18 protein-coding genes and 1 tRNA gene are annotated in these 23,679 nt (G+C 66.5%); 9 read left to right on the top strand and 10 right to left on the bottom strand.

Annotation, left to right across the window (positions count from 1 at the left end; translation table 11 throughout):
- Positions 1–12: 12 nt before the first annotated feature.
- The gene (locus tag R1H25_RS05540; RefSeq protein ID WP_317222984.1) at positions 13–399 is read right to left on the bottom strand and encodes a hypothetical protein; all 387 of its coding nucleotides are present in this window, start codon (positions 397–399) and stop codon (positions 13–15) included.
- Between the two features lie 183 nt (positions 400–582).
- Here R1H25_RS05540 and R1H25_RS05535 point away from each other — a divergent pair, with 183 nt between their 5' ends.
- From R1H25_RS05535 to R1H25_RS05525, 3 genes are read left to right on the top strand one after another with little or no spacing between them, the layout of a single operon-like run.
- Complete coding sequence (locus R1H25_RS05535) at positions 583–1,410, top strand: AraC family transcriptional regulator (protein WP_317222983.1); 828 nt, start codon at positions 583–585, stop codon at positions 1,408–1,410.
- 13 nt (positions 1,411–1,423) lie between these two features.
- Positions 1,424–2,503, top strand: coding sequence for an alpha/beta fold hydrolase (locus tag R1H25_RS05530; RefSeq protein ID WP_317222982.1), 1,080 nt, complete (start codon positions 1,424–1,426; stop codon positions 2,501–2,503).
- Positions 2,504–2,557: 54 nt separating this feature from the next.
- Positions 2,558–3,229 carry a VOC family protein gene (locus R1H25_RS05525; RefSeq protein ID WP_317222981.1) on the top strand — a complete coding sequence of 224 codons (672 nt, stop codon included), beginning with the start codon at positions 2,558–2,560 and terminating at the stop codon, positions 3,227–3,229.
- A 23-nt stretch (positions 3,230–3,252) separates the two neighbouring features.
- Here R1H25_RS05525 and R1H25_RS05520 read toward each other — a convergent pair whose 3' ends face one another.
- The gene (locus R1H25_RS05520) at positions 3,253–5,100 is read right to left on the bottom strand and encodes a M3 family metallopeptidase (RefSeq protein WP_100435400.1); all 1,848 of its coding nucleotides are present in this window, start codon (positions 5,098–5,100) and stop codon (positions 3,253–3,255) included.
- Between the two features lie 73 nt (positions 5,101–5,173).
- On the bottom strand, positions 5,174–5,686 hold the full coding sequence (locus tag R1H25_RS05515; RefSeq protein WP_317222980.1) for a hypothetical protein: 513 nt from the start codon (positions 5,684–5,686) through the stop codon (positions 5,174–5,176).
- A gap of 81 nt (positions 5,687–5,767) precedes the next feature.
- Between R1H25_RS05515 and R1H25_RS05510 the strand changes: the two genes are divergently transcribed.
- A complete protein-coding gene (locus R1H25_RS05510; RefSeq protein WP_046984148.1) occupies positions 5,768–6,394 on the top strand; it encodes a YiiX/YebB-like N1pC/P60 family cysteine hydrolase in 627 nt (208 codons plus the stop codon).
- Positions 6,395–6,448: 54 nt separating this feature from the next.
- Here R1H25_RS05510 and R1H25_RS05505 read toward each other — a convergent pair whose 3' ends face one another.
- The 3 genes from R1H25_RS05505 to ubiA all read right to left on the bottom strand — a co-directional run bounded on the left by R1H25_RS05505 (position 6,449) and on the right by ubiA (position 9,370).
- Positions 6,449–6,610: a hypothetical protein gene (locus R1H25_RS05505; protein ID WP_167796845.1), complete on the bottom strand. Its 162-nt coding sequence runs from the start codon at positions 6,608–6,610 to the stop codon at positions 6,449–6,451.
- Positions 6,611–6,883: 273 nt separating this feature from the next.
- Positions 6,884–8,308, bottom strand: a complete 1,425-nt coding sequence (locus R1H25_RS05500; RefSeq protein WP_317222979.1) for a TIGR00366 family protein — start codon at positions 8,306–8,308, stop codon at positions 6,884–6,886.
- A gap of 168 nt (positions 8,309–8,476) precedes the next feature.
- A complete protein-coding gene (ubiA, locus tag R1H25_RS05495; protein ID WP_197583055.1) occupies positions 8,477–9,370 on the bottom strand; it encodes a 4-hydroxybenzoate octaprenyltransferase in 894 nt (297 codons plus the stop codon).
- Positions 9,371–9,519: 149 nt separating this feature from the next.
- Between ubiA and R1H25_RS05490 the strand changes: the two genes are divergently transcribed.
- The 3 genes from R1H25_RS05490 (at position 9,520) to R1H25_RS05480 (ending at position 12,760) form a co-directional block, all read left to right on the top strand.
- Positions 9,520–9,596, top strand: a tRNA-Arg gene (locus tag R1H25_RS05490).
- 10 nt (positions 9,597–9,606) lie between these two features.
- Complete coding sequence (locus R1H25_RS05485; protein WP_317222978.1) at positions 9,607–10,800, top strand: helix-turn-helix domain-containing protein; 1,194 nt, start codon at positions 9,607–9,609, stop codon at positions 10,798–10,800.
- A gap of 82 nt (positions 10,801–10,882) precedes the next feature.
- Positions 10,883–12,760: an aspartyl protease family protein gene (locus R1H25_RS05480; RefSeq protein ID WP_317222977.1), complete on the top strand. Its 1,878-nt coding sequence runs from the start codon at positions 10,883–10,885 to the stop codon at positions 12,758–12,760.
- Positions 12,761–12,803: 43 nt separating this feature from the next.
- Here R1H25_RS05480 and R1H25_RS05475 read toward each other — a convergent pair whose 3' ends face one another.
- From R1H25_RS05475 to R1H25_RS05460, 4 genes are all read right to left on the bottom strand, one after another.
- Positions 12,804–13,211, bottom strand: coding sequence for a hypothetical protein (locus R1H25_RS05475; protein ID WP_317222976.1), 408 nt, complete (start codon positions 13,209–13,211; stop codon positions 12,804–12,806).
- A 156-nt stretch (positions 13,212–13,367) separates the two neighbouring features.
- Positions 13,368–14,723, bottom strand: coding sequence for a Gfo/Idh/MocA family oxidoreductase (locus tag R1H25_RS05470; protein ID WP_317222975.1), 1,356 nt, complete (start codon positions 14,721–14,723; stop codon positions 13,368–13,370).
- A gap of 65 nt (positions 14,724–14,788) precedes the next feature.
- Entirely contained in the window at positions 14,789–17,764 is a 2,976-nt protein-coding gene (locus tag R1H25_RS05465; protein ID WP_099589022.1) for a TonB-dependent receptor, read from the bottom strand.
- A 132-nt stretch (positions 17,765–17,896) separates the two neighbouring features.
- Positions 17,897–21,256, bottom strand: a complete 3,360-nt coding sequence (locus R1H25_RS05460; protein ID WP_317222974.1) for a TIM-barrel domain-containing protein — start codon at positions 21,254–21,256, stop codon at positions 17,897–17,899.
- Positions 21,257–21,578: 322 nt separating this feature from the next.
- On the opposite strand from R1H25_RS05460, the gene R1H25_RS05455 reads away from it, so the two are divergent.
- Entirely contained in the window at positions 21,579–22,733 is a 1,155-nt protein-coding gene (locus tag R1H25_RS05455; RefSeq protein WP_317222973.1) for an SIS domain-containing protein, read from the top strand.
- On the top strand, positions 22,726–23,664 hold the full coding sequence (locus R1H25_RS05450) for an ROK family protein (RefSeq protein ID WP_317222972.1): 939 nt from the start codon (positions 22,726–22,728) through the stop codon (positions 23,662–23,664). The genes R1H25_RS05455 and R1H25_RS05450 overlap by 8 nt, the downstream gene beginning before the upstream one ends.
- The last annotated feature ends 15 nt before the right edge of the window (positions 23,665–23,679 follow it).

Genomic DNA, 23,679 nt, shown 5'->3' with positions numbered 1-23,679 from the left:
CGTGTGCCGGGGCTAGCCCGTGGTTTTGCCGCCGAAGCCAAGGCGGGCCGGCCGTGCCGTCCGCAGTGGAAAGAACAGCATGCCAATGGACACCATCTGGAACGGTGTGAACAGGAACCAGATGTTGTCGGTGCCTACCGCCAGGATGTTGAAGTCCAGATCGCCGATCCACTCCAACCGCTGCAACACCGTAACCACTCCCCCTACGGTCGGAACCGGCAGAACGCCGTGACCGGCCAGCAGCAACGTCGGTGTCAGCAGCCCGGCCAGGAGCGCGAAGCCAGCGCGGTACACCCAGGCATTGCCCTTCCAGTACGGCGCGCAGCGCCACATCAGCAGCAGCAATGCCAGCGTCAACAGCCAGGGTAACAGCCACTGGGTAACCACCATGTCTATCATCGGATCGGCTCCACTGGCCTGGCATCCCACGTCATCGATCGCACGCCCCTTCCCCCTTCATCCATGATGCGGGCATTGTTGCCGGTATGCAGGCACACGCAAAGCCCCCGCGGCGCAAGAACTGCTAAACGCCGAGCCTGCCGATCCGCTACTGTGCCCGGCATCGGAATCGGGGAACGGCAGATGAGCGCGGCAGGCAAGGCGTTGTGGTACATCGAAACCCATGCGGACCGGCCATTGGCACTGGCCGATATTGCTGCCGCGGCCGGGCTTTCGCCGTTCCATCTGTCACGCCTGTTCCAGGCCCGTACCGGCACCTCGGTGGTGCGTTATCTGCGGGGACGGCGCCTGACCGCTGCCGCGCAGCGGCTGGCCAACGGGGCGGGCGACATCCTGCAGGTGGCACTGGGCGCGGGCTACACCACCCATGCCGCGTTCACCCGCGCCTTCAGTGAACAGTTCGGGCAGACGCCGGAGCGCGTACGCGAACAGGGCACCGATGGGCTGGCGCTGGTACAGGCGATCCGCGTGGATGATGCGCCGGTGCCCTGCGGTGAAGCGCCGCGGCTGCTCGACACGCCCGCTTTCCAGGTGGTGGGCATCGGCATGCGGCATACCCCCGATAGCGGCGGTGCGATTCCCGGGCAGTGGGCACAGCTCAACCGGGAATGGCCGACGCCGGCGCCGATCAGCTTCGGTGTGTGCTGCAACAGCGACGACGACGGCGGCTTCGACTACGTCGCCGCGCTGCCGGTCAGCGCGCTGTCCACCGTGCCCGCGCATTGGCAGCGGATCGACGTACCGGCGCGTCGCTACCTGGTGGCGTGGCACGGTGGGCATATCTCGACCATCCGCTCGACCTGGTTCTGGCTGCTGGACAGCTACCTGCCCGGCTCCGGCCTCAACCTGGCCGATGCACCCGATCTGGAACGCTACGACACGCGCTTCGATGAGCACACCGGCAACGGTGGCGTGGAGATCTGGCTGCCGGTGGACGAACGTCCTCACTGACAAGGAGTTGAAGATGCGCATGATGGACGTTGTGCTGGGAATGTTCCTGATGGCCTCCGTAGGTGTCGCCAACGCCAGCGAGCTCTGGATGGCAGGCGAACGCCACGGCACCACCACGGTGGCCAGCGCCGCGGTGCGCGATGCGCAACACCGCGACGCCCTGCGCTACACGGTCTGGTATCCGGCGCCCGCTGGCAGCACGGAAACCGCCCTGACCATCGGTCCGCCCGATGCGCCGCTGTTCGACGTCGGCCGCTCGGCCATGGATGCCCCGATCGCGGGCAAGCGCCTGCCTACCCTGCTGCTCTCGCACGGCAATGGCGGCAGCGCGCGCACGATGGGCTGGCTCGGCACGGCATTGGCACGCGCCGGCTATCTGGTGATCGCGGTCGATCATCCGGGCAACAACGGCGCGGACGAGATGACCCTGCCCGGCAGCGTATTGAGCTGGTTGCGTGCGGATGACCTGCACGCGGCACTGGCTGCAGTACAGGCCGATCCGGTGCTGGGCCCACACGTTGATACCGATCGGCTGGGCGTTATCGGCTTCTCGGCCGGTGGTTACACCGCACTGCTGGCCGCCGGTGCACGACCCGACCTGCAACGGCTGCTGGCGTTCTGCCACGAGCATCCGGATGACGGCGTCTGCCGGCCCCAGCAGGAAGCCGCAATGCACACGATGGAGGCACGTGTTGCCGCTGCAAGCTCACCCGCGCTGTCACCCTGGATCTCACACGCCAACGAATCTCGTGCGATCCCCGGCGTGCGCGCCGTGTTGCTGCTGGCCCCGGCAATCGTGCAGGCGTTTGCGCCAGAGCAGCTCTCTACGTTGCGGCAGCCGGTGTCGATCATGCTGGGCGAGGCTGACACGGTTGCGCCACCGCAGAGCAATGGCGAGGCTGCACAGGTACTGATTCCGGGCGCTGCGCTGCAGCGTCTGCCGGATGTGGGTCACTACGACTTCCTGGCGGCCTGTACAGCGGTCGGCGTGCAGAGGCTGCCCGAGCTATGCATCACTTCGGTTCCCAGGACGAAAACCCATCGGCAGGCGGTGGACGCAGCGCTGCGGCTCTTTGGCCTGTCCCTGCGCTAGTGGCCGCCGGGCATGGCCCGGCGCTACAGTGGGTGCGTCCACGGAGGATCGATCATGCGCCTGCTGTACCTCACCCTGCCGGTATCCGACGTCGCCACCGTCGCCGCGTATTTCCACGATGTACTGCAGCAGCGCGTGGTCGGCAATCATGTGCACATCGGCTGGAGCACGATCGAACTGCAGCCGGCGGGTGACCACCCTGTCGGTGGCGTGCACCTGGCCTTCAACGTACCGGACAACCGCTTCAGCGAGGCGATGACCTGGTTGCGTGAGCGCACGCCGCTGCAACGCAATCCGGCGGGACTGGACTACTTCGCGCTGGAGAGCAGCTGGCAGTCGCAGTCGGTGTACTTCACCGGCCCTGACGGCCTGATCCTGGAACTGATCGGCCGCCGCCGTTTGCCGGCCAGCGCGCGCGAAGGCGCGTTCCATGGCAGCGAGCTGACCTGCCTGAGCGAAGTCGGCCTGCCCAGCCACGATGTCGATGCCGTGCGGGCACAATCACAACAGCGTTTCGGTCTGGAACCGATCAGCACGGCCTCGCCGCAGTTCGCGCCGATGGGCGACGACGAGGGCCTGCTGATCGTGGTCGCTGCCGATCGCCGCTGGTTCCCCGAGCAGAAAGACCTGCCCAATGCGCAGGGCCTGCAGCTGCGGGTGGGGGATGTCGCCGGCATCGGCGAACTCTGCGACGACGCACTGGGCTGGCGCGTCACTTCGACCTGAGGCGACGCGCCAAGCGTGACGCGCTACTGCATGCGCGTGCCCTGCCCCGCCTCGATCTGCGCATGCAGCGCTTGCAGCTGCGCGGCGGTCTGGTTGAACACCTGCAGATCCGCGTCCACCAGGGCCTGCCAATCCGGTGCGTGGCCCAGCAGCTGTGCCACCTGTTCCTGCGGCGCGCGGTCGAAGCCTTCGCCCAGCACGCCGAGATAGCGTTGGCGGAACCCATCGGGGTCGCGCTGGTCCTGCACGTACAGCTGCACCGCCAGCAGCCCCGCATACAGATAGTTCACCAGATAGTTCGGGTCTTCATACATCAGGCGCTTGGCGATCCAACTGTTGCGCAGCTGCGGATAGCGCTCCGGTTGCTGGCCGAAGCGCGCCAGCACCTGCCCGGTCAGCGCGTCCAGGTCATCGGCGGTGCCCAACGTGCCTGCGGCAACGCCGCGATAGATCGACTGCTCCAGCTGCGCTTCCTCGGAAGAGGTGAACAGCTGCAGCACCATGTCGTCCAGCAGTGACTTCAGATAATAAGCTTTGGCACGCGGATCCTGTGCCTGCTGGTAAAGCTGGTCGCGGAAGCGCAGCTCGTTGTAGATCGCGAACGCCTCGGTCAGCCACTGGCTGCCATTGCGCTGCAGCGGCGACGCATGACCGCGCTGCATCCATTCACCATGCACGGCGTGACCGGCTTCATGTGCGATCTCGACATCGCTTTCCAGATCACCGCTACGCACGCCAACGAACAACATCGCCGGCACACCGGGAGCGCTCACCGAGAACGCGTCCTGGCTGCGGTCACCGCGTTCGGTGGCCAGATCCATACGCTGGTTGGCCGGATCGAGCAGCGCGCGCAGTTCGGCGACGTACGCAGGCCCCAGATGCTGCATGGCATCGGCGGCGTTGTCGCGCAGCTGCGCCAGCGTCAGCACCGGTGGCGTATAGCCGGCATCGGGCAGCGTGGTGTCCCAGATCTGCGGCGCGTCGATGCCGGATCGCGCAGCGTGGTGCAGCAGCATGTCCTGATAGGCGCGGCGGTCGCCGGCGTGATGTTCGATCGCTACCAGCGTTGCATCCACTGCGGCGGTGTCCAGGCCCATGCGCTGGTAGCCACGTGCCGGCGCCGAACCATCGCCCTGCAGGCGTGCGGCGGCGTCGTTCACCTGCACCAGCCCCAACATCACCGAGGCCATTGGCTCGCGGCGCGACTGCAGCCCCTGCCAGTAGCCCTTCCAGCCCGCTTCGCGCAATGCGCGATCCGGTTGCAGCGACAGTGCCCGCTTGTCGCGCCCAGCATCCCAGTGCCGACCATCACGCTCGATCTGCGGGTACTCGGCACTTCGCAGGATCTGCCCACGCAGGCGCGCGAAACTGTCCAACGCCGGATCGGCCAGCGCATCCACCGCCTCGTCCAGCGCGGCATTGGCCGGAGCGGCAGCCTCCTTCAGCCCACGCGCGCGCAGGAAACGGTAGGGCACGGCCCACGCCGCGTCCGCAGGCGCCTCGCGCAGGGCGGCGCGTCCAGTGCGGGCGATGCGGCTGCACAGCCCCATTGCCTGCTCCATCGCCTGTGCCGGACGATGATCACGTGCGTTGCGGGCGGACTGCAGATGCAGGTAGGCGAGATGACGCAGGCACTGCGCTTCCAATACCTCGGCCTGCTGGAAGCGTTCCACCGGCGCGAGGGTGGAAGCGTGCTGCAGGGCCTCGACGCGCTTGCCCAGCGCATCACGCGCGGTCTGTTCAGCCGCGGCGTTGGCGAAGTAGACGCGATCGTCGGCATGCACCGACTGTGCCTGGGTGCCGCTGAAGGGGGCCATCGCCAATACAGCGGCGATGACGGTGGTGGTGGCGTGCTTCCTGAAAGCCTGCATCGGCGTCTCCCTGCCTGGACCAGGCCTCGAGCCTAGCAGCCGCTGCCCCGCCGTGCCTGTGCCGGATCAGGCCTCAGATCGACTCATCCTCACGCTTGACCAGCAGCCAGCAGGGCGACTGCGCGAAGGTATAGGTCTGCTGGTCGCTGCTGTCCGGCGTGCGGATCTGCACCTGGCGTTGCCCGTCAGCCAGCGTGCTGACCTGCATTTCGCGGCCCTGCCCGGCCAAGGCGGCGGGATCGGGCATCACCGGCCACTCGACATCGGCCAGCGCCAACCGGCTTTCCACCTTGCGCGGTTCCGGCTCGGCCTCGGCATCGATGTAGCTGTCCAGCAGCGGATCGGCGGTGGCCTTTTCCTGCAGGGTGATCTCGTTGCCGAAGTGCTTCAGGAACGCATCGAAGTCCGGGTACGGGCATTCACTGCTGGCAGGCACCGGTGCGGGCTGGATCGCTGCCGCCGTGGACGACGGCGCGGGACGTGCAGGTGCGGTTTCCGTGGGCGTCGACTGCGGCGCAGGTCTGCAGGCGACCAACGCTACGCCAACGGCGAGCATCAGCAGTGCCTGGAAACGATATCGACGCATGGGCTTATCCTGAATCCGGTCCGGTCGCTCCATGCTACCGCGCACCCTACAATTCCGGCATTCCGCCTGTCCGAGAATTCCATGCACCGCCTCCTGCTCCTGATCGGCCTGCTGTTGCCCGCCCTGTGGCCGGCCGTGGCGATGGCCGTCGATGTCCACGAGGGCGACCTGCTGTTCGTCACCGCCGGCCGCAGCGGCCTCAGCGCCGCCATCGACGATGCCACCGGCAAGCAGGGCGCGCCCAGCTTCGATCATGTCGCGCTGGTCGCTTCCGCGCCGAAGGGCTGGGAGGTATTGCATGCCGACGAGAAGGGATCGCGGCGGCAATCGCTGTCCGAGTTCCGCCAGGACGCGAGAGCAAAGCAGCGGCAGATCGTGGTCTATCGCCTGCGCGCACCGCAGCAGGCGGCAATCAAGGATGCAATCGCCACCGCGCGCACGATGCTCGGCAAGCCGTACAACACGTCGTATGTGTTGAACGAGGACAGCTACTACTGCTCGGACTTCATCGAACGTGCGTTCCGTGCGCACCACGTGTTTGCGCTGCAGCCGATGAACTTCCGCAACCCGCAGACCGGGGAGATTTCCCAGCACTGGATTGACCTGTATCGCGGCATGGGCATGGAGGTGCCGCAGGATCAGCCCGGCAGCAATCCGAACGACATGTCGGCGGCGCCGGTGCTGCAGCGCATTGGCGTGCTCGAATAAGCGAAGCCCCGCACGTGGCGGGGCTTCACCGGTCACTCTGCATGCACGGCGCGGTCATTCTTCTTCGTCGTTGCCGCCCTGCTGCTGGTTCTGATTGCGCTTCTGCTGTTCCTGCTGCTGTTGCTGCTGCTGGTCACGGCCACGACCTTGCTGCTGATCCTGCTGGTTCTGCTGGCCCTGTTGTTTCTGGTTCGGGTTCTGGTTCTGCTGTGCCATGTCCGATCTCCAAAGCCACTCGCGGAATGCGGTGGACGTGGCCATCGTCTGCAGCAAATGGTTAATCACGCGTGGGGGGGCGGCTACATCTGTGTGTACGCCCGTGAATGAACACGCAGAAGCCCTTGTGGCACAAGCGGCTGAAGGATTCATGCGGGTTCGGCATGTGTTCATGCCATCGTCAACGGTGCACGCATTCATGGCGTTCGCAGCCGGAAACACGCGCTGAACGAGGTTGGCTTCCCAACGCACGCAGGGAAGCCAACCCTCCATTCAGGGCATCACCGGCGGCACATACGCCAGGGTCATGCCCAGCAGCCACAGCAGGCCCAGCACCAGCGGAATGTGCACCAGCAGCTGGATGAAGGTGAAGCCGACGATGTCGCGTGCCTTCAGGCCCAGCACGCCCAGCAATGGCAGCATCCAGAACGGGTTGATCAGGTTCGGCAGCGCTTCGGCCGCGTTGTAGACCTGCACCGCCCAGCCCAGGTGTGCCTTCAGTTCGTTGGCGGCCTGCATCACGTATGGCGCTTCGATGATCCACTTGCCGCCACCGGAGGGCACGAAGAAGCCCAGCACCGCCGAGTAGACGCCCATCACCAGCGCGAACGTATCGGTGCTGGCTACGTGCACGAACAAGCTCGACAGCCGGTGCGCCAGCGTCTGTCCATCGCCGCCGGCAGCGTGGGTGAGAATCATCGCGATACCCCCGTACAGCGGGAACTGGATCAGCACACCGGTGGTGCTCGGTACCGCCTTGGCCACCGCGTTGAGGAAGCTGCGCGGCCGCCAGTGCAGCAGCAGGCCCAGCGAAATGAACAGGAAGTTGTAGGTATTGAGGTTGGCGATGGCCGTGACCAGCGGCTTGTTGGCGAACTCGTTGAACAGCCAGCCGAACGCCAGCAGCGAGAGCAGCACGGTCAGCAGCGGGCTGTACTCCAGCCATTCGCCCGGGCGCGTGCGCTGCTGCAGCGGCTCCGGCTCGGCCTGCGCGGCGCCGGGGAACTCCTCGGCGGTACGGGCGCTGCCGGCGGCCGGTGCGGTCAGCCAGGCGATCAGCAGCGAGACCAGGATCAGCACCGCGGTCAGTGCGATCGACTGCCACAGGAAAATGGTTTCGGTGAACGGCAGGACGCCGGTGATCTCGACCAGCCCCGGCGGCATGCTGGCCGGGTTGGCCTGAAGCTGCGCGGCCGACGAGCTCAATCCCATCGCCCACACCGCACCCAGACCGAGATAAGCCGAAGCACCGGCGGCGCGGTAGTCCATGCGCAGCTCGGTACGGCGGGCCAGCGCGCGCACCAGCAGGCCGCCGAACACCAGCGAGAAGCCCCAGCTGAGCAGCGAGGCGAGCATGCTGACCAGGCCCACGTACACCACCGCACCACGGCCGGTGCGCGGCACACGGGCGAGGAAATCGATGAAGCGTGCGACCACCGGCGCGGTGGCCACGGCGTAGCCACCGATGACCACGAAGGCCATCTGCATGGTGAAGGGAATCAGGCTCCAGAAGCCGTCGCCGAAGGCACTGGCAGTGGCCTGCGGGGTGGAGCCGAAGCTCATCGCCGCCAGCGCGACAATGACCACGCCCAGCACCGCGAACACGTACGCATCGGGGAACCACTTTTCCGCCCAGGCGGCCGAGCGAAGCGCAGCGCGCGCCATCCAGCCGTCCTGTACTGCTGCCGTCGAGGCCATCGCCTACCCTCCCAGGTTCGATGGCTCGATTCTGGGCGGTGGGATGCGGGCTGTCAGCCACCTATTGGTCGTAGGTGGCCGGTGGCGGTAGTGCCGGCCGCTGGCCGGCAACCTCGGGATTACGCACGGGTGCAGCCGGCCAGCGGCCGGCTCTACCTCACCTTGGGCTCAACGCAGCGCCAGATCCACGGCGATGCCGGCAAACAGCGCGGCGCCCACCCAGTTGTTGTGCAGGAACGCCTTGAAGCACGGGCCGCGCTCGCGGTTGCGGCAGATCCAGAACTCGTACACCACCAGCGCGGTGGCCACGGCCACGCCCACCAGGTAATAGCCACCCAGCCCACCACGCACGCCGACCAGCGCCATGGTGGCCAGGAACAGCGCGTACAGCACGCCCTGGATGACCAGGTCGAGGTCACCGAACAGGATCGCGGTGGAGTGAGAGCCCATCTTCAGGTCGTCCTCGCGGTCGACCATGGCGTACCAGGTGTCGTAGGCGGTGGACCACAGGATGTTGCCGGCATACAGCAGCCAGCCCAGCAGCGGCACCTCGCCCTGCACGGCGGCGAACGCCATCGGGATGCCCCAGCCGAACGACATGCCCAGGTAGACCTGCGGCAGATGGGTGTAGCGCTTCAGGTACGGGTAGCTGGCGGCCAGGAACACACCGATGAAGCTGAGGCCAATGGTCAGGCCGTTCAGCGTCAACACCAGGCCGAACGCCACCAGCATCAGCACGGCGAACAAGGCCAGCGCAGCGCGGCCACTGATCGCACCGGTGGCCAGCGGGCGCGCCTTGGTGCGCTCCACATGCGGGTCGAGCCAGCGGTCGGCATAGTCGTTGATGACGCAACCGGCCGAGCGGGTCAGCCACACGCCGGCGGTGAACACGAACAGGGTCCACAGCGGCGGCAGGCCGCCTGCGGCCAACCACAACGCCCACCAGGTGGGCCACAGCAGCAGCAGCGTGCCGATCGGGCGATCAGCGCGCATCAGACTCCAGTAATGCCGCCAACGCGGCGTCGCCGGCGACTGCGGCGAAGTGAGGGGGGTATCAGCCATGGCGATAGGATACTCCTGCCCCTCTTGCAGGGCTTTGCCCATGGGGGGAGATTTGTTCCGCGAAACTGGATAGAATGCCGGTCCCGCACCGCTTCATGGCGCTGCGATGCCCGCCCCGGCACTGGTCGGTGGCGCGGCGGTTCTACAACGCGCCCGTAGCTCAGCCGGATAGAGTAGTGGCTTCCGAAGCCATTGGTCGGGGGTTCGAATCCCTCCGGGCGCGCCATCTTCCCCTCTTGTTGCCTGCACACTGCCAGCCCGCGCTGGACGATGCCGCGTGCTTCATCAACACTGCGCGCATGACGCCACCGGATCTGCTGAAGCTGGCGGCAGGCGCTGCGATTCTCGGCCTGGCCGCGTTGTCCACCGGAGTGAGCTTCGGCCGCGCTCGGCGTGGCAGTTACCTGCTCACCACCTTCTTCGCCTGTTTCGCCGCCGCGAACCTGTTCGGACTGGTGCTGTTGGGTGGCCAGGCCTGGCTCTCACCCGATGCCGTACGCTGGTTGCGGGTCATCGAAGTGCCGCTGGTCTATCTTCTGGGCCCGCTGCTGTACGGCCATGCGCGTGCGCTGCTGGCGCCTGCGCCGGACCGCGCATCGTTGCTGCCGCTCGCGCATCTGCTGCCGGCAATGCTCGCGTTCGTCATTTCCCTATTGAACGCTGTTGCGCCTTTCGAGGCCTCGCCCTTGGGCAAGGTGCTGTTCCAGCTCAGCTTCCATGGCTGGCTGCTGCAGGGCGCGCCCTACCTGCTGGCCACGCTGTGGCTGTCACTGCGCACGTCTTCGTCTCCGCGCGGAACCGCCATCCAACACAGCGGATTGCGCGGGCTGGCGATCGTGATGGCGGGCTGCTGGCTTGCCAGCACGATGAACCGGTGGCCGCCGGATGCCGCTCCACTGCTGGCCAGCATCGGGCTCAGTCTGCTGACCACCGCCGGCATGTATCTGCTGGCCTGCCACGTAGTGCGCCAGCAGCTGCGCGCACCGATGAGCATCGCAGCACCGGGCATGGGGAATCTCATCCCCGCGCCCATCGAAGACGTCGCTGTCGCACGCTACGAGCGCTCGGGCATCGACGCGGCGCAATGCGCGGCCATCGCCAGCGCGCTGACCACATTGATGCAGGGCGAACGCCTGCATGAGGCCCCGGGACTCGATCTCCAGGGCTTGAGCCAGCACAGCGGCTGGTCACCCAACCAGGTCTCGCAGGCGCTCAACCAAGGTCTGGGCCAGAGCTTCTCCGAGTTCGTGACCGGTTTCCGCATCACGGCCGCGAAGTCCTTCCTCTCCGACCCGGCTGACCCACGCAGCGTGCTGGACATCGGCCTTGCCGCCGGCTTCGGCAGCAAGTCCACCTTCAACAGTGCGTTCAAGCGCGCCACCGGGAAGACGCCCAGCGAGTACCGCCGCAGCCGCGCCACGTCCGGCTGAACGTCCAATCCTTCACGCCCGGTCGAACGACGCCCGCCGCTGCGTTGCCATCAGCGCTCGACCCGACGAAGAAGGTGATGCGATGCGATGGCAACGGATGATGTTCGGCCTGCTGTGGATGCTGGCGGTTCCCGTGCAGGCTGCGGTGGGGGATGCGGCGGGTGTGCTGGCCCGGGCCCGTGCAGCCAGTGGCGGCGAGCCGTGGCTGTCGGTACAGCGCCTGCAGGCTGAGGGCGAGCAGTCGCTCGGTGGCTTGCACGGGCGCTGGCAGCTCAACCAGGACCTGCGCGCCGGTCGCTATGCCGAACAGGCGCAGCTGGGAGCCTTCACCGTCGCCCAGGGGTTCGACGGCCAGCTGTCCTGGCGGCGTGACTATGGCGGCGAGGTCGGCCTGCTGGACGGCACCGTGCCACGCCGCACCGCGCGCACGCAGGCGTGGCTGGCCACCCGCGCCTACTGGTCCAGCGCCTATCCCGCCTCGCGCTTTGCCGCGCCCCGCACCGAGGCTCTGAATGGCCGGCGCTATACCGTCCTGGCCACGAAGCCGGAGGGCGCGGACCCGATCGAACTCTGGTTCGACACCCGCAGTGGCCTGCTCGGCCGGGTGGTCATCGCCTCCGCGCGCACACCCACCGCCACCACGCTGGAAGACTACCGGGCGGTCGATGGCCTGCTGCTGCCCCATCGCATCATCACCGACACCCTCGATGCCCAAGGCCGTGCCGATCCACGATTGCGCAGCGACGTGCAGGTGCAGCGCTACCGGGTGGATTTCCCTGTGCCGGATGGGCTGTATGCACCACCAGCGATGGCCGACGACAGCTACATCGAGGATGCCAGAGGCACCACTCGCGTCCCGTTCGACCTGATCAACAACCATGTCTACGTCGAGGCCGAAGTGGACGGCCAGCCGGCGCGATTCCTGGTGGATACCGGCGCCATCAACCTGCTGACACCGACCGCCGCCAAGCGACTGGGGCTGACCACGGCGGGTCGCCTGAGCGTGCATGGTGCCGGTGACAACGCCAGCGACCTGGGCCTGGCACAGGCCCGCCACCTGCGCATCGGTGGCGCGCACCTTGCAAACCCGGTGTTCCACATCATCGACCTCGGCCAGCAGATCAACTCGATGGGCGTGCCGCACGATGGCTTCATCGGCTACGAGACCTTCCTGCGCTTCGTCACCACCTTCGACTACGGCGCGCGCGTGCTCAGCTTCACCCGGCCGGGCCACTACCAGCCGCCTGCCAACGCGGTGGTGCTGCCGTTCGAGCAGGACGACCGCGCGCCGGTATTGAACGGCGAACTGGACGGCATCCCGCTGCGGTTGTGGCTGGACACCGGCTCACGCAACTCGCTGAGCCTGAGCAGCCCATTCGTGCTCACCCATCATCTGCTGGAGAAGTACCGCGCCAGTGAGGAGGCGGTCCTTGGGTGGGGCATCGGTGGTCCGGGCCGCGCGCGACCGGCCCGGCTCGGTGTGCTCGGCATGGGCAGCATCAAGGTCAGCGGCCTGGTCGGTGATCTATCCACCACCGACAAAGGCGCGCTGGCCCTGGCCGACTACGGTGCGATCCTGGGCGGTGGCGTGCTGCGCCGATTCTCCATGGGCATCGATTACGACGCCAAGCGCCTCTATCTGGTGCCCAATGCCGAAAGTACGCAGCCGGATGCCTTCGACCGCAGTGGGTTGTGGCTGCAGGCCGAGAACGACGCATTGCGGGTAGCGGATGTAGCGCCGACCAGCGCCGGGGCGCGTGCGGGGCTGCGCAAGGATGACCGCATCATCATGATCGACAGCGAGGCAGTGGCCACGCGGATACTGGGTGACTGGCGTGCGCTGCTGCGCGAGCGTCCCGTTGGAACCCGTTTGAGCATCCGCTATCTCCGCGACAGCCGGCAGGTGGATACCGAGCTGGCGCTGGCGGACCGGGTGAAGGAGCGGTGGCCTGCCGATTGAGCCAGGACGGATGCGAACACCGTGGAATATCCATCGACAGCCATCATTGAATGCGGCTGCGCTGCGCCGGTTCTGCGGTGCCGCCGGTGGATGGTCCGCCCGGCCTGCGCGCATAGCTGTAATCGGGATCCCGGCAGGCGCGCACGATCGGACTTCGTGCGTGCCTGATCACGCCGGGGAACCAGGACAACACCAACACCACGGCCCAGATCGCAGCCAACCAGAACCATCTACCCGAGGCATAGGCCCAGATCATGGGCAATGCAGCCAGCAGCACGACGATCTGCGTATACAGCAGGTAGAGCGTATACAGGCCCAAACGGGGATCCGAGCGCAGCACCACGCCACATCCCCTGCATGCCGTCTTCGCCTGCCGTCTCAATGCGGAAAGCAGCGGAAACCGCTGCCCGGCAGCGCCGCAAAGTGGACAGGTGAAGGTCAGCAGGCGCATCAGGCAGCTCCTCTCTGTCGATTGACATCAACTGTCCGGCACGAAGCCGAGCCTAGCATGGGCGTGGCAGGGGGGCGCCACAAACAGCAACGCCGGGCGATGCCCGGCGTTGTGTTCAAAACCAGTCGAGCATGGCTCGACTCTACACAGAGCAGATCAGTACTTGCCGTCGAACGCAAAAATCGGCTTGCGCTGCTTCCACGCACCTGCAGTGAAATCCGGGAATTCCAGCGTCTGGAAGCTGTTGGCGATCGACTGCTCGCTCAACGGCGTGATCGCACTCCAGGTCACCGCGTCATAAATATCGATCGGCATCGGTGCCTTGGCCTTCAGCGCCTCGACAAACGCGTGGATGACGAACCAGTCCATGCCACCATGACCAGCGCTGGCAGCGGTCTCGGCATTCTGCTTCCACAGCGGGTGTTCGTATTCGTCCTGGTACTTCTTGAACTCTTCCCACTGGTGCGGTGGGCTGCGGCCTTCGATGTGGATTGAATGGTTCACATCCATCCACAGGCCCTTGGTGCCCTGCACGCGGAAGCCCATTGAGTACGGACGCGGCAGCGAGGTGTCGTGCTGCAGCAGGATGGTCTCGCCGTTCTCGCAGGCCAGCGTGGTGGTGACGATATCGCCCAGCTTGAACTTCACCTTGGTGCTGGGATGGGTGGTGCCGCCACTCTTGGCCACGGTGTACTCGTGCAGGCCGCGCGCCTTGGTCGCGAAGGCGTTGATGTGGGTGAAGCGGTTGCCGCGATTGATGCCGGTGTACATCGCGCACGGGCCGATGCCATGGCTGGGGTACAGCTCGCCGTTGCGCTCCACCGAATGCTCGGTGCGCCAACGTGCTTCGCTCCAGCCCTTGGGGCCGAATTCCACGCCGCTGTCGTAGGGCTGGTTGGGGTCGCCGGAATTGAACTTCACGCCGCGCAGGTCGTGCTGGTAGCCGGCCTGCAGGTGCACCAGCTCGCCGAACAGGCCCTGGCGCACCATCTGCAGCGCGGCCATCACGTCGCGGCGGTAACAGACGTTCTCCAGCAGCATGTACGGGGTGCCCGTGCTCAGCTGGGTCTTCAGCACGTCCCAGTGGTCCTGCAGGGTGATGCCAGCCACCACTTCGCAGCCTACGGCCACGCCGGCCTGCATCGCCGCAATCGCCATCGGCGCGTGGTACTCCCACGGCGTTGCGATGATCACGCCATCAATGCCCTTCTGTTCCAGCAGGCGTTTCCAGGCGTTGGTGTCACGGTCCTGGCCGTAGGTCTTGGGTGCCGGCTTGCCGGCCTTGGCCACCATGTCCATGGCACGGCCGAGCATGATCGGTTCGATGTCGCACAGCGCGACCACCTCGACATCGTCGCGACGTACCAGCTCTTTCAGCAGCACCAGCCCACGCATGCCGGTGCCGATCATGGCCAGGCGCACCTTGCGTCCGCGTGCCCAAGCCGGGGTCTGCGGCAGCAGGCTGCTGGCGGCGACAGCGGCACTGGCCGCAATGAATTCCCTACGCTTCATGGCAAACATCTCTCCTCTTGGCAGCGAGCCGGCCGTAGCCGGCCCGCCGGGTCACGCAAACGGAATTACTTGAAACGGTAGCCGATGGTCACACTGTAACCACGGCCGAAGATGGTTGCGTAGTCACTGGAGTCACCCAGGAAGCTGTTCGGATCGTAGAACGGCAGGCGGTTGAACAGGTTCTTGACGGTGAAGCTCAGGTTCCACGCATCATCCGGGCGCCAGGTGACGCTCATGTTGGCGGTCCACCACGACGGCGCGCCATCGCACTTGCTCTTCTGCAGGGCCAGGTAGCCGCCGGTGCAGGTTTCCTTGTTGTTGCTCTCTTCGTCGATCTGGTCGGTTGCCCACTTGGTGCCACCGACATAATTGACGAACATGCTGGTGGTGACCTGCTTGTAGGTCCAGTCGGCATTGAGCGTGGCACGCAGGCGCGGGTTGTTGTAGTAGCCCACCACGTCGCCGTAGTACCAGCCATTCTCCGCATCCATGTAGAAACGGTTGCGGTTGGCGATGGTGGCGGCCAGGCCGATGTTCAGGTTGCCCCAGTCGCCCAGCGAGAAGCGGCTGCGCGCATCAATGTCGAAGCCGTCGATCAGGGTCTTGCCACGGTTCTTGTACTGGCCGACCACGCTGGCCACGTTGCCGGCGGAGTAGCCCGGCAGCACTGACGGGCAGCTCACGCCGCTGGCCGGATCGGCGCACATTGCCGCCAGCTGTGCCAGGTTGGCACGGTCACTGTCGGTAATCGGCGAACGCGACGAGGAGATGATGTCTTCCATCCGGCGGTAGTCCGGCGCGACGATTTCATTGTCGCGGTAGATGAACCAGTAGTCGGCCGACACCGACAGCCAGTTCGCCGGCTCGTAGACGAAGCCAAGGGTGGCGATCTTCGCCTTTTCCGGCTTCAGGTCCTTGTTCGGCTGGGTCATGCGCGCGACGGTACGGCTGCAATCGACGTTCAGCAGGGTCTTGCCCAGGTCGACATCGCCCGCCCGCTGCGACTTCAACAGCAGGTTGGCAATGGCGTTGGTCTCATTGCAGCGCAGCTCGTCACGGTAGCCACCCAGCTGCGCGAACACGCCGCCGTTGCCGGACTCGGCCAGGCTCGGAGCACGGAAGCCGGTGGAATAGGTACCGCGCAGCATCAGCTGGTCGAACGCCTGGTACTTGAAGCCGATCTTCGGCGCGACGTTGGCACTGAAGTTCGGGTACTTGTCCACGCGCACTGCGGCATCCAGCTCCAGCTTGTCGGTGATCGGCGCCACGGTCTCGGCGAACAGCGCGTAGGTGTTGCGCTTGCCGTCGAACCAGGAACCACCCTGCTGGGTGATCAGGCCGTTGGCTGCATCGGCGTTACCCGGGGTGTAGAAGGTTTCGCGGCTGGCGTTGAAGCCGAACGCGGCGCGCATCTCACCGGCCGGCAGCTGGAACAGCGGGCCTTCGATCTTGCCATCCAGGGTATGCAGGCGGGTCCACGACTGGATGTCGAAGGTCGGGAACGCTTCACGGATCAATGCGGCGTTGGCTTCACTGATCTCGCCGAACTTGTATGCCGGGTGGTCGGAAATGATCACGCGGCCGGTGGTCGGATCGACCGAGTACGGGCCGAACGCCTTCTCGAAGCCCTTGATGTTGACGTTGATCGTCTGGTACGTGGTGGAGTGGGTGCCGGCACTGGCGAAGGCAGTCTCCCAGTTCCAGTCACCCCGGTTGCCACGCGCACCGGCCAGCACGCGGTAGCTCTTGTCGGTGTTGCGCTGGCCGAAATAGTTCGGGCCGGCATCCTGCAGCAGGTAATTCAGGCCGACCACACCGCCCATCATCGCCTTCATCTGCGGGCTGGCGTGGTTGTACTCGTTGTTCGGGCCCAGGAACGGGTACAGGAACTGGTTGACGGTGTTGCCGGTGTTGCGCGAGAACCAGCTGGTCGGGTTGCCGGTGGTGGTGCCGTAGGTGCGCGGCGTGCCGCCGTTGGCGCGCAGGTCGATGTCGGTGTAGGTCGCCTCGGCGAAGATCTCGGTGCTGTCACCGACCAGGAAGGTGCCGTTGAGGTAGGCGGTGTTGCGCTCGGACTTGGCACCGGCGTCGATCTCGTTGTTCATCCAGGTTTCCCAGACGCAACGCGGACCGGCCGCTTCACTGGTCAGCACGTTCCTGCAACCCGGCGCAGCTTCCTGCACTCGGCGGCCGGTGACCGGATCGAAGGCGAAGTAAGTGCCCGGATTGAATTCACCCGGCTTGCTGCCCACGCCCAGGCGCAGGTTGTTGAGGTAGTTCGGATTGTTGACGTAGTACTGGTCGGGCCGCTTGTCGTAGAAATCGCTCAGCGGGATCGCGTCGCGGCGGTACATGTTCACCGCGCCGTAGATGTTGAAGCGGTTCTCGGCCAGGTCGCCGAAGCCGGCGGTGATGCTGGCCTGGCGTTCGCCGTAGGAGTCGATGCGCGAAGAGGTGTCGTTGGTGAAGCTGACCTCGGCACCCTGGAAGTTGCGCTTGGTGATCACGTTGATCACGCCGGCCACCGCGTCGGTGCCGTACACCGCCGAGGCGCCGTCGGTCAGCACTTCCATGCGCTCGATGGCCGCGGCCGGAATCGCATCGATGTTGACGAACTGGGTCTGGAAGCCAGCTGGTGCACCGTAGTACGACAGGCGACGACCATTCAGCAGCACCAGCGTGCCCTGCGCGCCCAAGCCACGCAGGTTGGCCTGCGAAGCACCGTCGGAACCGGTAAACAGCGAGCGCGCGTCCTGCTGCGCCGGGCGAGCGGCCGGCAGGTTGTCGAGCACCTGCAGCAGCGTGCGCGCACCCATGTTCTGGATGTCCTGCTTGCTGATCACCTGCACCGGCGACGCGGTTTCAACGTCGGTGCGGCGGATGTTGGAACCGGTGACCTCGATGCGGGCCAGGTCGGTGGCCTTGTCCTTGCTCTCCTGAGCGAAGGCAGGAACGGCAACCGACAGCAGCACGCCGGCAATGGCCAGCGACAGCGGTGCGATCGAGCGACAGGGGGGGCGGTGGTGGCGGGCGGGCAACATCGGGGTTCTCTCCTGGCAGGGGTGCGGCGCGAATGGTGAGCGCGTGGGCGTTCGGCGGGCAAAACGCTCCCGGGCCACGGCCACGAGGGCCGTAGTCGGAATGGGCGGGGGAGGAGCGGTGTTACGAGGGGGTCATGGGGCGACGATGCTGGCGGAGTCGCCCTCCTGGCCGATCAGTACGGCGTTGGCCCAGTTGGCGCAGACCAGGGCGGGTTGGCTGCCCTGCGCACCCAGCGTGCGCAGGCTCAGGGTGGAAAGGCCTCGGATGTCCAGCTCCGGCTTGACCACGCCGGGCGCCTTCACCAGGCCGCTGTCATACAGCAGGCGGTTGTCACCCCAGACCTGGAACTGCAGGCCACCGGCGGTGCGGCAGGCGTCGTCGATGCCGAGGTCGGCACGCAACAGGTGCCAGCCGCCCTGCAGACGCAGATCGATGCGGCTGTTGGCGCCGACGCCCAGACCACGGCGGAACTGCAGGCCATTCATGCGCATGCCGGCATCGCCACGGAAGGACTGGTCGGTGCGCACCTGGCTGGCCAGCGCGGCCGGCACCGGCAGCTCGGAGAGATAGCGCTGCCGGGCCGGTCGCTCCGGTTCCTGGTGTTCGAGGATGTGGAAGGTGGACAAGGCGATCGGGCCTACGTCGCGCGGCTGCAGTGCATCAAACGCGCGGGCGCTGCCCTGTGCGGCCGTGACCATCGGGTCGGTGCTGCTGGCGCCGTCGCCTTCGGGGTTCTGCACGCTCAGCACGCGGAAGCGCAGCAGGCGGCCGGCGTGGGCCGGGAAGTCGATCCGCTGCACGCCTTCCTTCAGCTGCAGGCGGCCACGGGCGATCGGCTCGCCCCACTCGCCGTTGCTGTCGCCCAGGTAGACCTCGTAGTCGCGTACCTGACCGTGCTTCCAGTTCTTGTCGTTGCGTGGCGCGATGTCGATGCCATCGATCATCCTGCGCTCGCCGAAGCCCACCACCCATTCGTGGGCACCGGTGCGCACGGCCTGGTTGCGCACGCTGCGGAACCATGTGTTGGGATCGTCGTCGAAGGCATTTTCCAGCGCATGGCCAGGTTCTTCGGCCGGGCGGTTGACCACCAGCAGGCTGTCGGCCGGCAGTTCGCGGCCCAGCACCGGCGCGGCCGGATAGGCGTCGTCTGCGACCGCCGCAGCCACCGCGAAGTCCAGCTGCAGCTGCAGCGGCTGGCGGATGTCCTGGGTGGCGGTACGCACATGCAGCGTGCCGCGACGCTCCTTGGCATCGAAGTACCAGCCTTCGCTGGCGTTGTTGAACGCTGCCGCATCGGCCAGCGCCGGCAGCGCGCGGCCACCGGCCTGCACCGCACGCGGCGCCTGGCGGCTGAGCACGCGCAGGCCATAACGACGCTTCGCCAGCTGGCCGTTGTACTGGCCCTGCACCGGATCGATCTGCACCTGCACCGGGCCACTGCCCTGCGCTGGTGCCTGCACGCGGATTACCTGCGTGCTCGACTCGCCCTGCTGGTAGCGGCGGGTGTTGCCATCGTCTTCGTACAGCGTGTACTGCGAATCACCCTGCGGGTACAGGTCGAACGTCACTTCATCCAGCGGCTTTTCGCCGTCGAACAGCATCGACGGGTACATCGGCAGGATGGCACCGGCACGCACGAACACCGGCAGCGTGGCCAGGTCCACCTGGCGGTCGAGCTGGCGGCCATCGGCGGCGGCCTGCACGCGGCGGCCGTCCCAGTAGTCGATCCATCCCCCCGCCGGCAGGTGGATGTCGCGGCGCCAGCCACGGCTGGCGGCCTGGCTGCGGTACACCGGCGCCACCAGCAGGTCGCGGCCAAGCAGGAACTGGTACTTGTAGGTTTCATCCTGCGCATGCGGGTCGCGCGGGTTGTCCCACATCAGCCCACGCACCGGCGGTGCACCGGTCTGCGCGGCCTCGTGCACCAGCCCGTACATGTACGGGGTCAGGCGCATCTTCAACTTCAGGTAATCGCGGTTGATGCTGCGATAGGGCTCGTCGTACCACCACGGGTGCTTGCGTGCGTTCGACGACCAGCCGCTCATGCCCATCAGCACCGGGGTGAAGGCTTTCCACTGCAGGTCGCGGGTGAAGGTTTCGGCGCTGCCACCGAAGATCGCATCCACATCGCCACTGGCGTAGGCCATGCCGGACAGGCCCGAACCGACCAGGGTCGGCACGTGCCAGCGGATGTAATCCCAGCTGCTGCTCTGGTCGCCGGTCCAGGCCACCGCATAGCGCTGGATGCCGGCCCAGCCCATTACTGTCCACAGGAACGGGCGAGAATCGGAATTGTCGAGGATGCCGTTGAAGGCCTGGCGGTTGGCGTCCATCGCGAACTGATAGCCCTTGCCGGTCCAGGCCACGTCCAGCTTCTGCACGCGGCTGCCGGCCTTGCCCACTTCCCAGGCGATCTTGTCGACGCCGTTCTCGGTCCACAGGCCGGTACGGAAACCATACCCGGCCAGGCCCTTCACCGTTTCCGGCAACTGCTTGTAGCCGCAACCGTAACCATCATTGGGCAGGATCCAGCCACCGGGCATGTCGTTGGCGCGGTACTGCTTGGCCACGCTGTCGATCACATCCGGCGTGGTGCCGGTCGGGCCGTCACTCCAGCCCTCGGGGACGGTGCCGGGCTTCTTGCTGTTGTCGCCATCGTTGTAGCAGTCGGCATCGCCGTAGGACAGCGCCCAGCGCGCGACCATGTTCGGGCGGCCGGTCAGCTGGGTATAGCGCTCGATCAGCTTCGGCAGGTCGGCGCCGACGAAGTAGTACGCATCGAAGCGGTCTTCACGGTGCAGCAGCGTGGCCTGGTCGGCCTCGCGCAGATCGTAGCTGCCGTCGCTCCACGTGTTGCGCAGCATGCCCCAGCCGCGGCTGCTCAGCAGCATCGGTGCAGGGCTGGGGCGGTCACCCTCTTCCCAGCCGCCGGAGTAGGACACCTCCAGCTCGCGACCCTTGAACTGGTAGCGACCGTTCTGCTGGCCGCCGCCGAAGTAGCCCTCATCGGCCTGCGAGGACAGCACCTGCACGCTCTGCGTGGCATCCAGGTCCAGCGGTTGCAGTTCCTGCCACAGCGCGGTGGTCTGGCCGTTGTCCAGGCGTTCCAGGCGCATGCGCAGTGGCTGCCGCTGTACATGCAGCACCAGGGCATCGGTGCGCACGCGGATTTCCTGCGCGTCTTCTTCCAGCTGCGCCTGCACGTTCGCCTTGGGCTGCGGCAGCACGATCGGTGCGGCCTTGTCGCCGGCACCGGTCAGCGTGCCGTTGCGGCCGGCCTGCACGCGGATGATGTCGGTGGCCGGCAGTTCGATGCGGATGCGTGCGCCCTTGTCGGTCTGCAGGTCCCAGCCCTGCACGCCATCGTGGCTGGCGCTGGCGCTGAGCGTACGCAGGTTGCCGACCGACTCGGCCCGGGCCGGCATGGACGCCAGCATCAATGCCGGCAACAGGGCCAGCATCAGCGGCGAGCGACGAACGCAGATTTCCACACGGACTCCCAACCCGTTCACCGGGCGTTTCGAAAGCGGTTGGGCCGACTCTAGGGCAGCGATTCGAAAGATGTCAACAAATTGAAAGGAAAAAGGAAGATATATTCCATTGAAACGAAAGTTGTTGCGTTGCAATACTTTGTGTAAGCGCTTGCAGGTGCCTGTTAAGCATTGTGCGATACGGCATTCGGCCCGATCTTTCGTTTCCCCGGGCACTCGGCAGCGGGAAAAGTCATCGCTCCATTTTCTTTCTTTTTACTTTCGCTATTTGACATTTCGAAAGAAAACACAGATGGTGCGCTGGCCCAACTGGAACCTCCGAATGGACGTCACCCTGCTTTCCGATGTGTCCGCCTGGCAGCGCCTTGGCGGAGCCGATACCGCTACCGAAATCGCCCAGCAGCCTGCGCTGTGGGAAGCCCTTGCACAGGACCTGTCGCGAGCCCGCGAGCGCCTGCAGGCCTTCCTCGGCGACAGCCTCAACGATCCGAACCAGCGCGTGCTGTTCACCGGCGCCGGCAGCTCCGGCTTCATTGCCGAAATGGTGGCCGATGCGATCAACGCGCAGTGGCCAGCTGATGTGCGCGTGGTGCACACCACCAGCCTGCTGACCCACCCGGCGCTGTACCTGCAGCGCGACCGCCCGACCCTGCTGGTCTCGTTCGGCCGCAGCGGCTCCAGCCCGGAAAGCGTGGCGGCGGTGGACCGCGTGCGCAGCGACGTGGATGACGCGCGCTTCCTCGACATCACCTGCAACGCCGATGGCGAACTGGCCCGTCGTGGCGCCGGCCGTGCCGATACCTGCACCCTGCTGATGCCGTCGGCCAGCTGCGACCGTGCCTTCGCCATGACCAGCAGCCTGACCTGCATGCTGTTGGCCGCATTGACCGTGTTCGATCGTTCGCCGTGGGATGCGCGCGTGGCGCGCCTGAAGCAGATCGCCGCGCTGGCCCGCGAAGGCCAGGCGCAATGGGATGCACCGGTGGCGGCGCTGGCGCAGCGCCCGTTCAACCGCATCATCTACCTCGGCAGCGGCCCGCTGGAAGCGCTGGCACGCGAGTGCGCACTGAAGGTGCTGGAACTGACCGCCGGCCGCGTGCTGGCACTGGCCAACACGCCGCTGGGCTTCCGCCACGGCCCGAAGTCGACCCTGGACGGCAACACATTGGTGGTGGTGCTGCGCAGCGTGCAGCCGCTGGCGCGCCGCTACGAACAGGACCTGCTGGAAGAACTGCGCCGCGACGGCGTGGCTGGCCAGGTCCTGGCGATCGGTCCGCATTCGGACATCGGTGCCGATGACGAATACACCCTCACCGTGCCATCGCTGGACGATCCGTGGCTGGCACCGGTGTGGCTGGGCTTCGCGCAGCTGTTCGCGCTGCAGCGCTCGGCCGCGCTGGGCCTGACCCCGGACAACCCGTTCCCGGACGGCACCGTCAACCGCGTCGTCAAGGGCGTCACCATCCACCATGGCTGAGCTGATCGCCCACGCCTGCTACGGCATCGACATCGGCGGCACCAAGATCGAGCTGGTGGCGTGCGATGCGACGATGCAGGTCACCTGGCGCCGCCGCGTGGCCACCCCACAGGGTGACTACGACGGCTTCCTGCAGGCGGTGGTGGCGCTGGTGGCCGAGGCGGACGCTGCACTTGGCCGCAGCGATGCGGCCATCGGCATTGCCCTGCCCGGCGTGCGTGACCGCCGTAGCGGCCGCCAGCTCAGCGCGAACGTGCCTGCACTGACCGGCCAATGCGTGGCGCAGGATCTGCAGGCACGCCTGCAACGCCCGCTGCACTTCGGCAACGATCTGCAGTGCTTTGCCCTGTCGGAAGCCCATGGCGGTGCCGCCGACGGCTACCCCAGCATGTTCGGCGCCATCCTCGGCACCGGTGCCGGCGGTGGTTTCTGCCTGCAGGGCCGGCTGCTGTCCGGCTTCAACGGTCTGGCCGGCGAATGGGGACACTGGAGCGTGCCCGGCCATCTGCTGCAGCGCCACGGCCTGCCGCTGCTGGACTGCGGCTGCGGCCTGCAGGGCTGCGTGGAGCGCTATGTGTCCGGCAGCGGTGTGGCGATGATCGAACGTCATCTCGGTGGCAGCGCCACCGATGCCAGCGCGGTGATCGCACTGGCCGAGGCCGGCGATGCGCGTGCGCGCAAGGCGCTGGACATCCATCGTGATCTGCTTGGCCACAGCCTGGCCGCGCTGGTGCTGGCCCTGGACCCGCATGTGATCGTGCTCGGCGGCGGCCTCTCACAGTATGCGCCGCTGTACCAGCAGCTGCCGGCAGCCATCGCCGCCCATCTGTTCAACGGCGTGCAGGTACCGCCGATCGTGCCGCCGCGCTTCGGCGATGCCGGTGGCGCACGTGGTGCCGCCCTGCTCGCCTGCCAACCCTCGTTTTCCTGATGTCCGGAGCCTGAC

Source organism: Stenotrophomonas veracruzanensis, from assembly GCF_032911525.1.
Taxonomy (GTDB): Bacteria; Pseudomonadota; Gammaproteobacteria; order Xanthomonadales; family Xanthomonadaceae; genus Stenotrophomonas; species Stenotrophomonas africana.
This window is presented reverse-complemented; position numbering and strand designations above follow the sequence as displayed.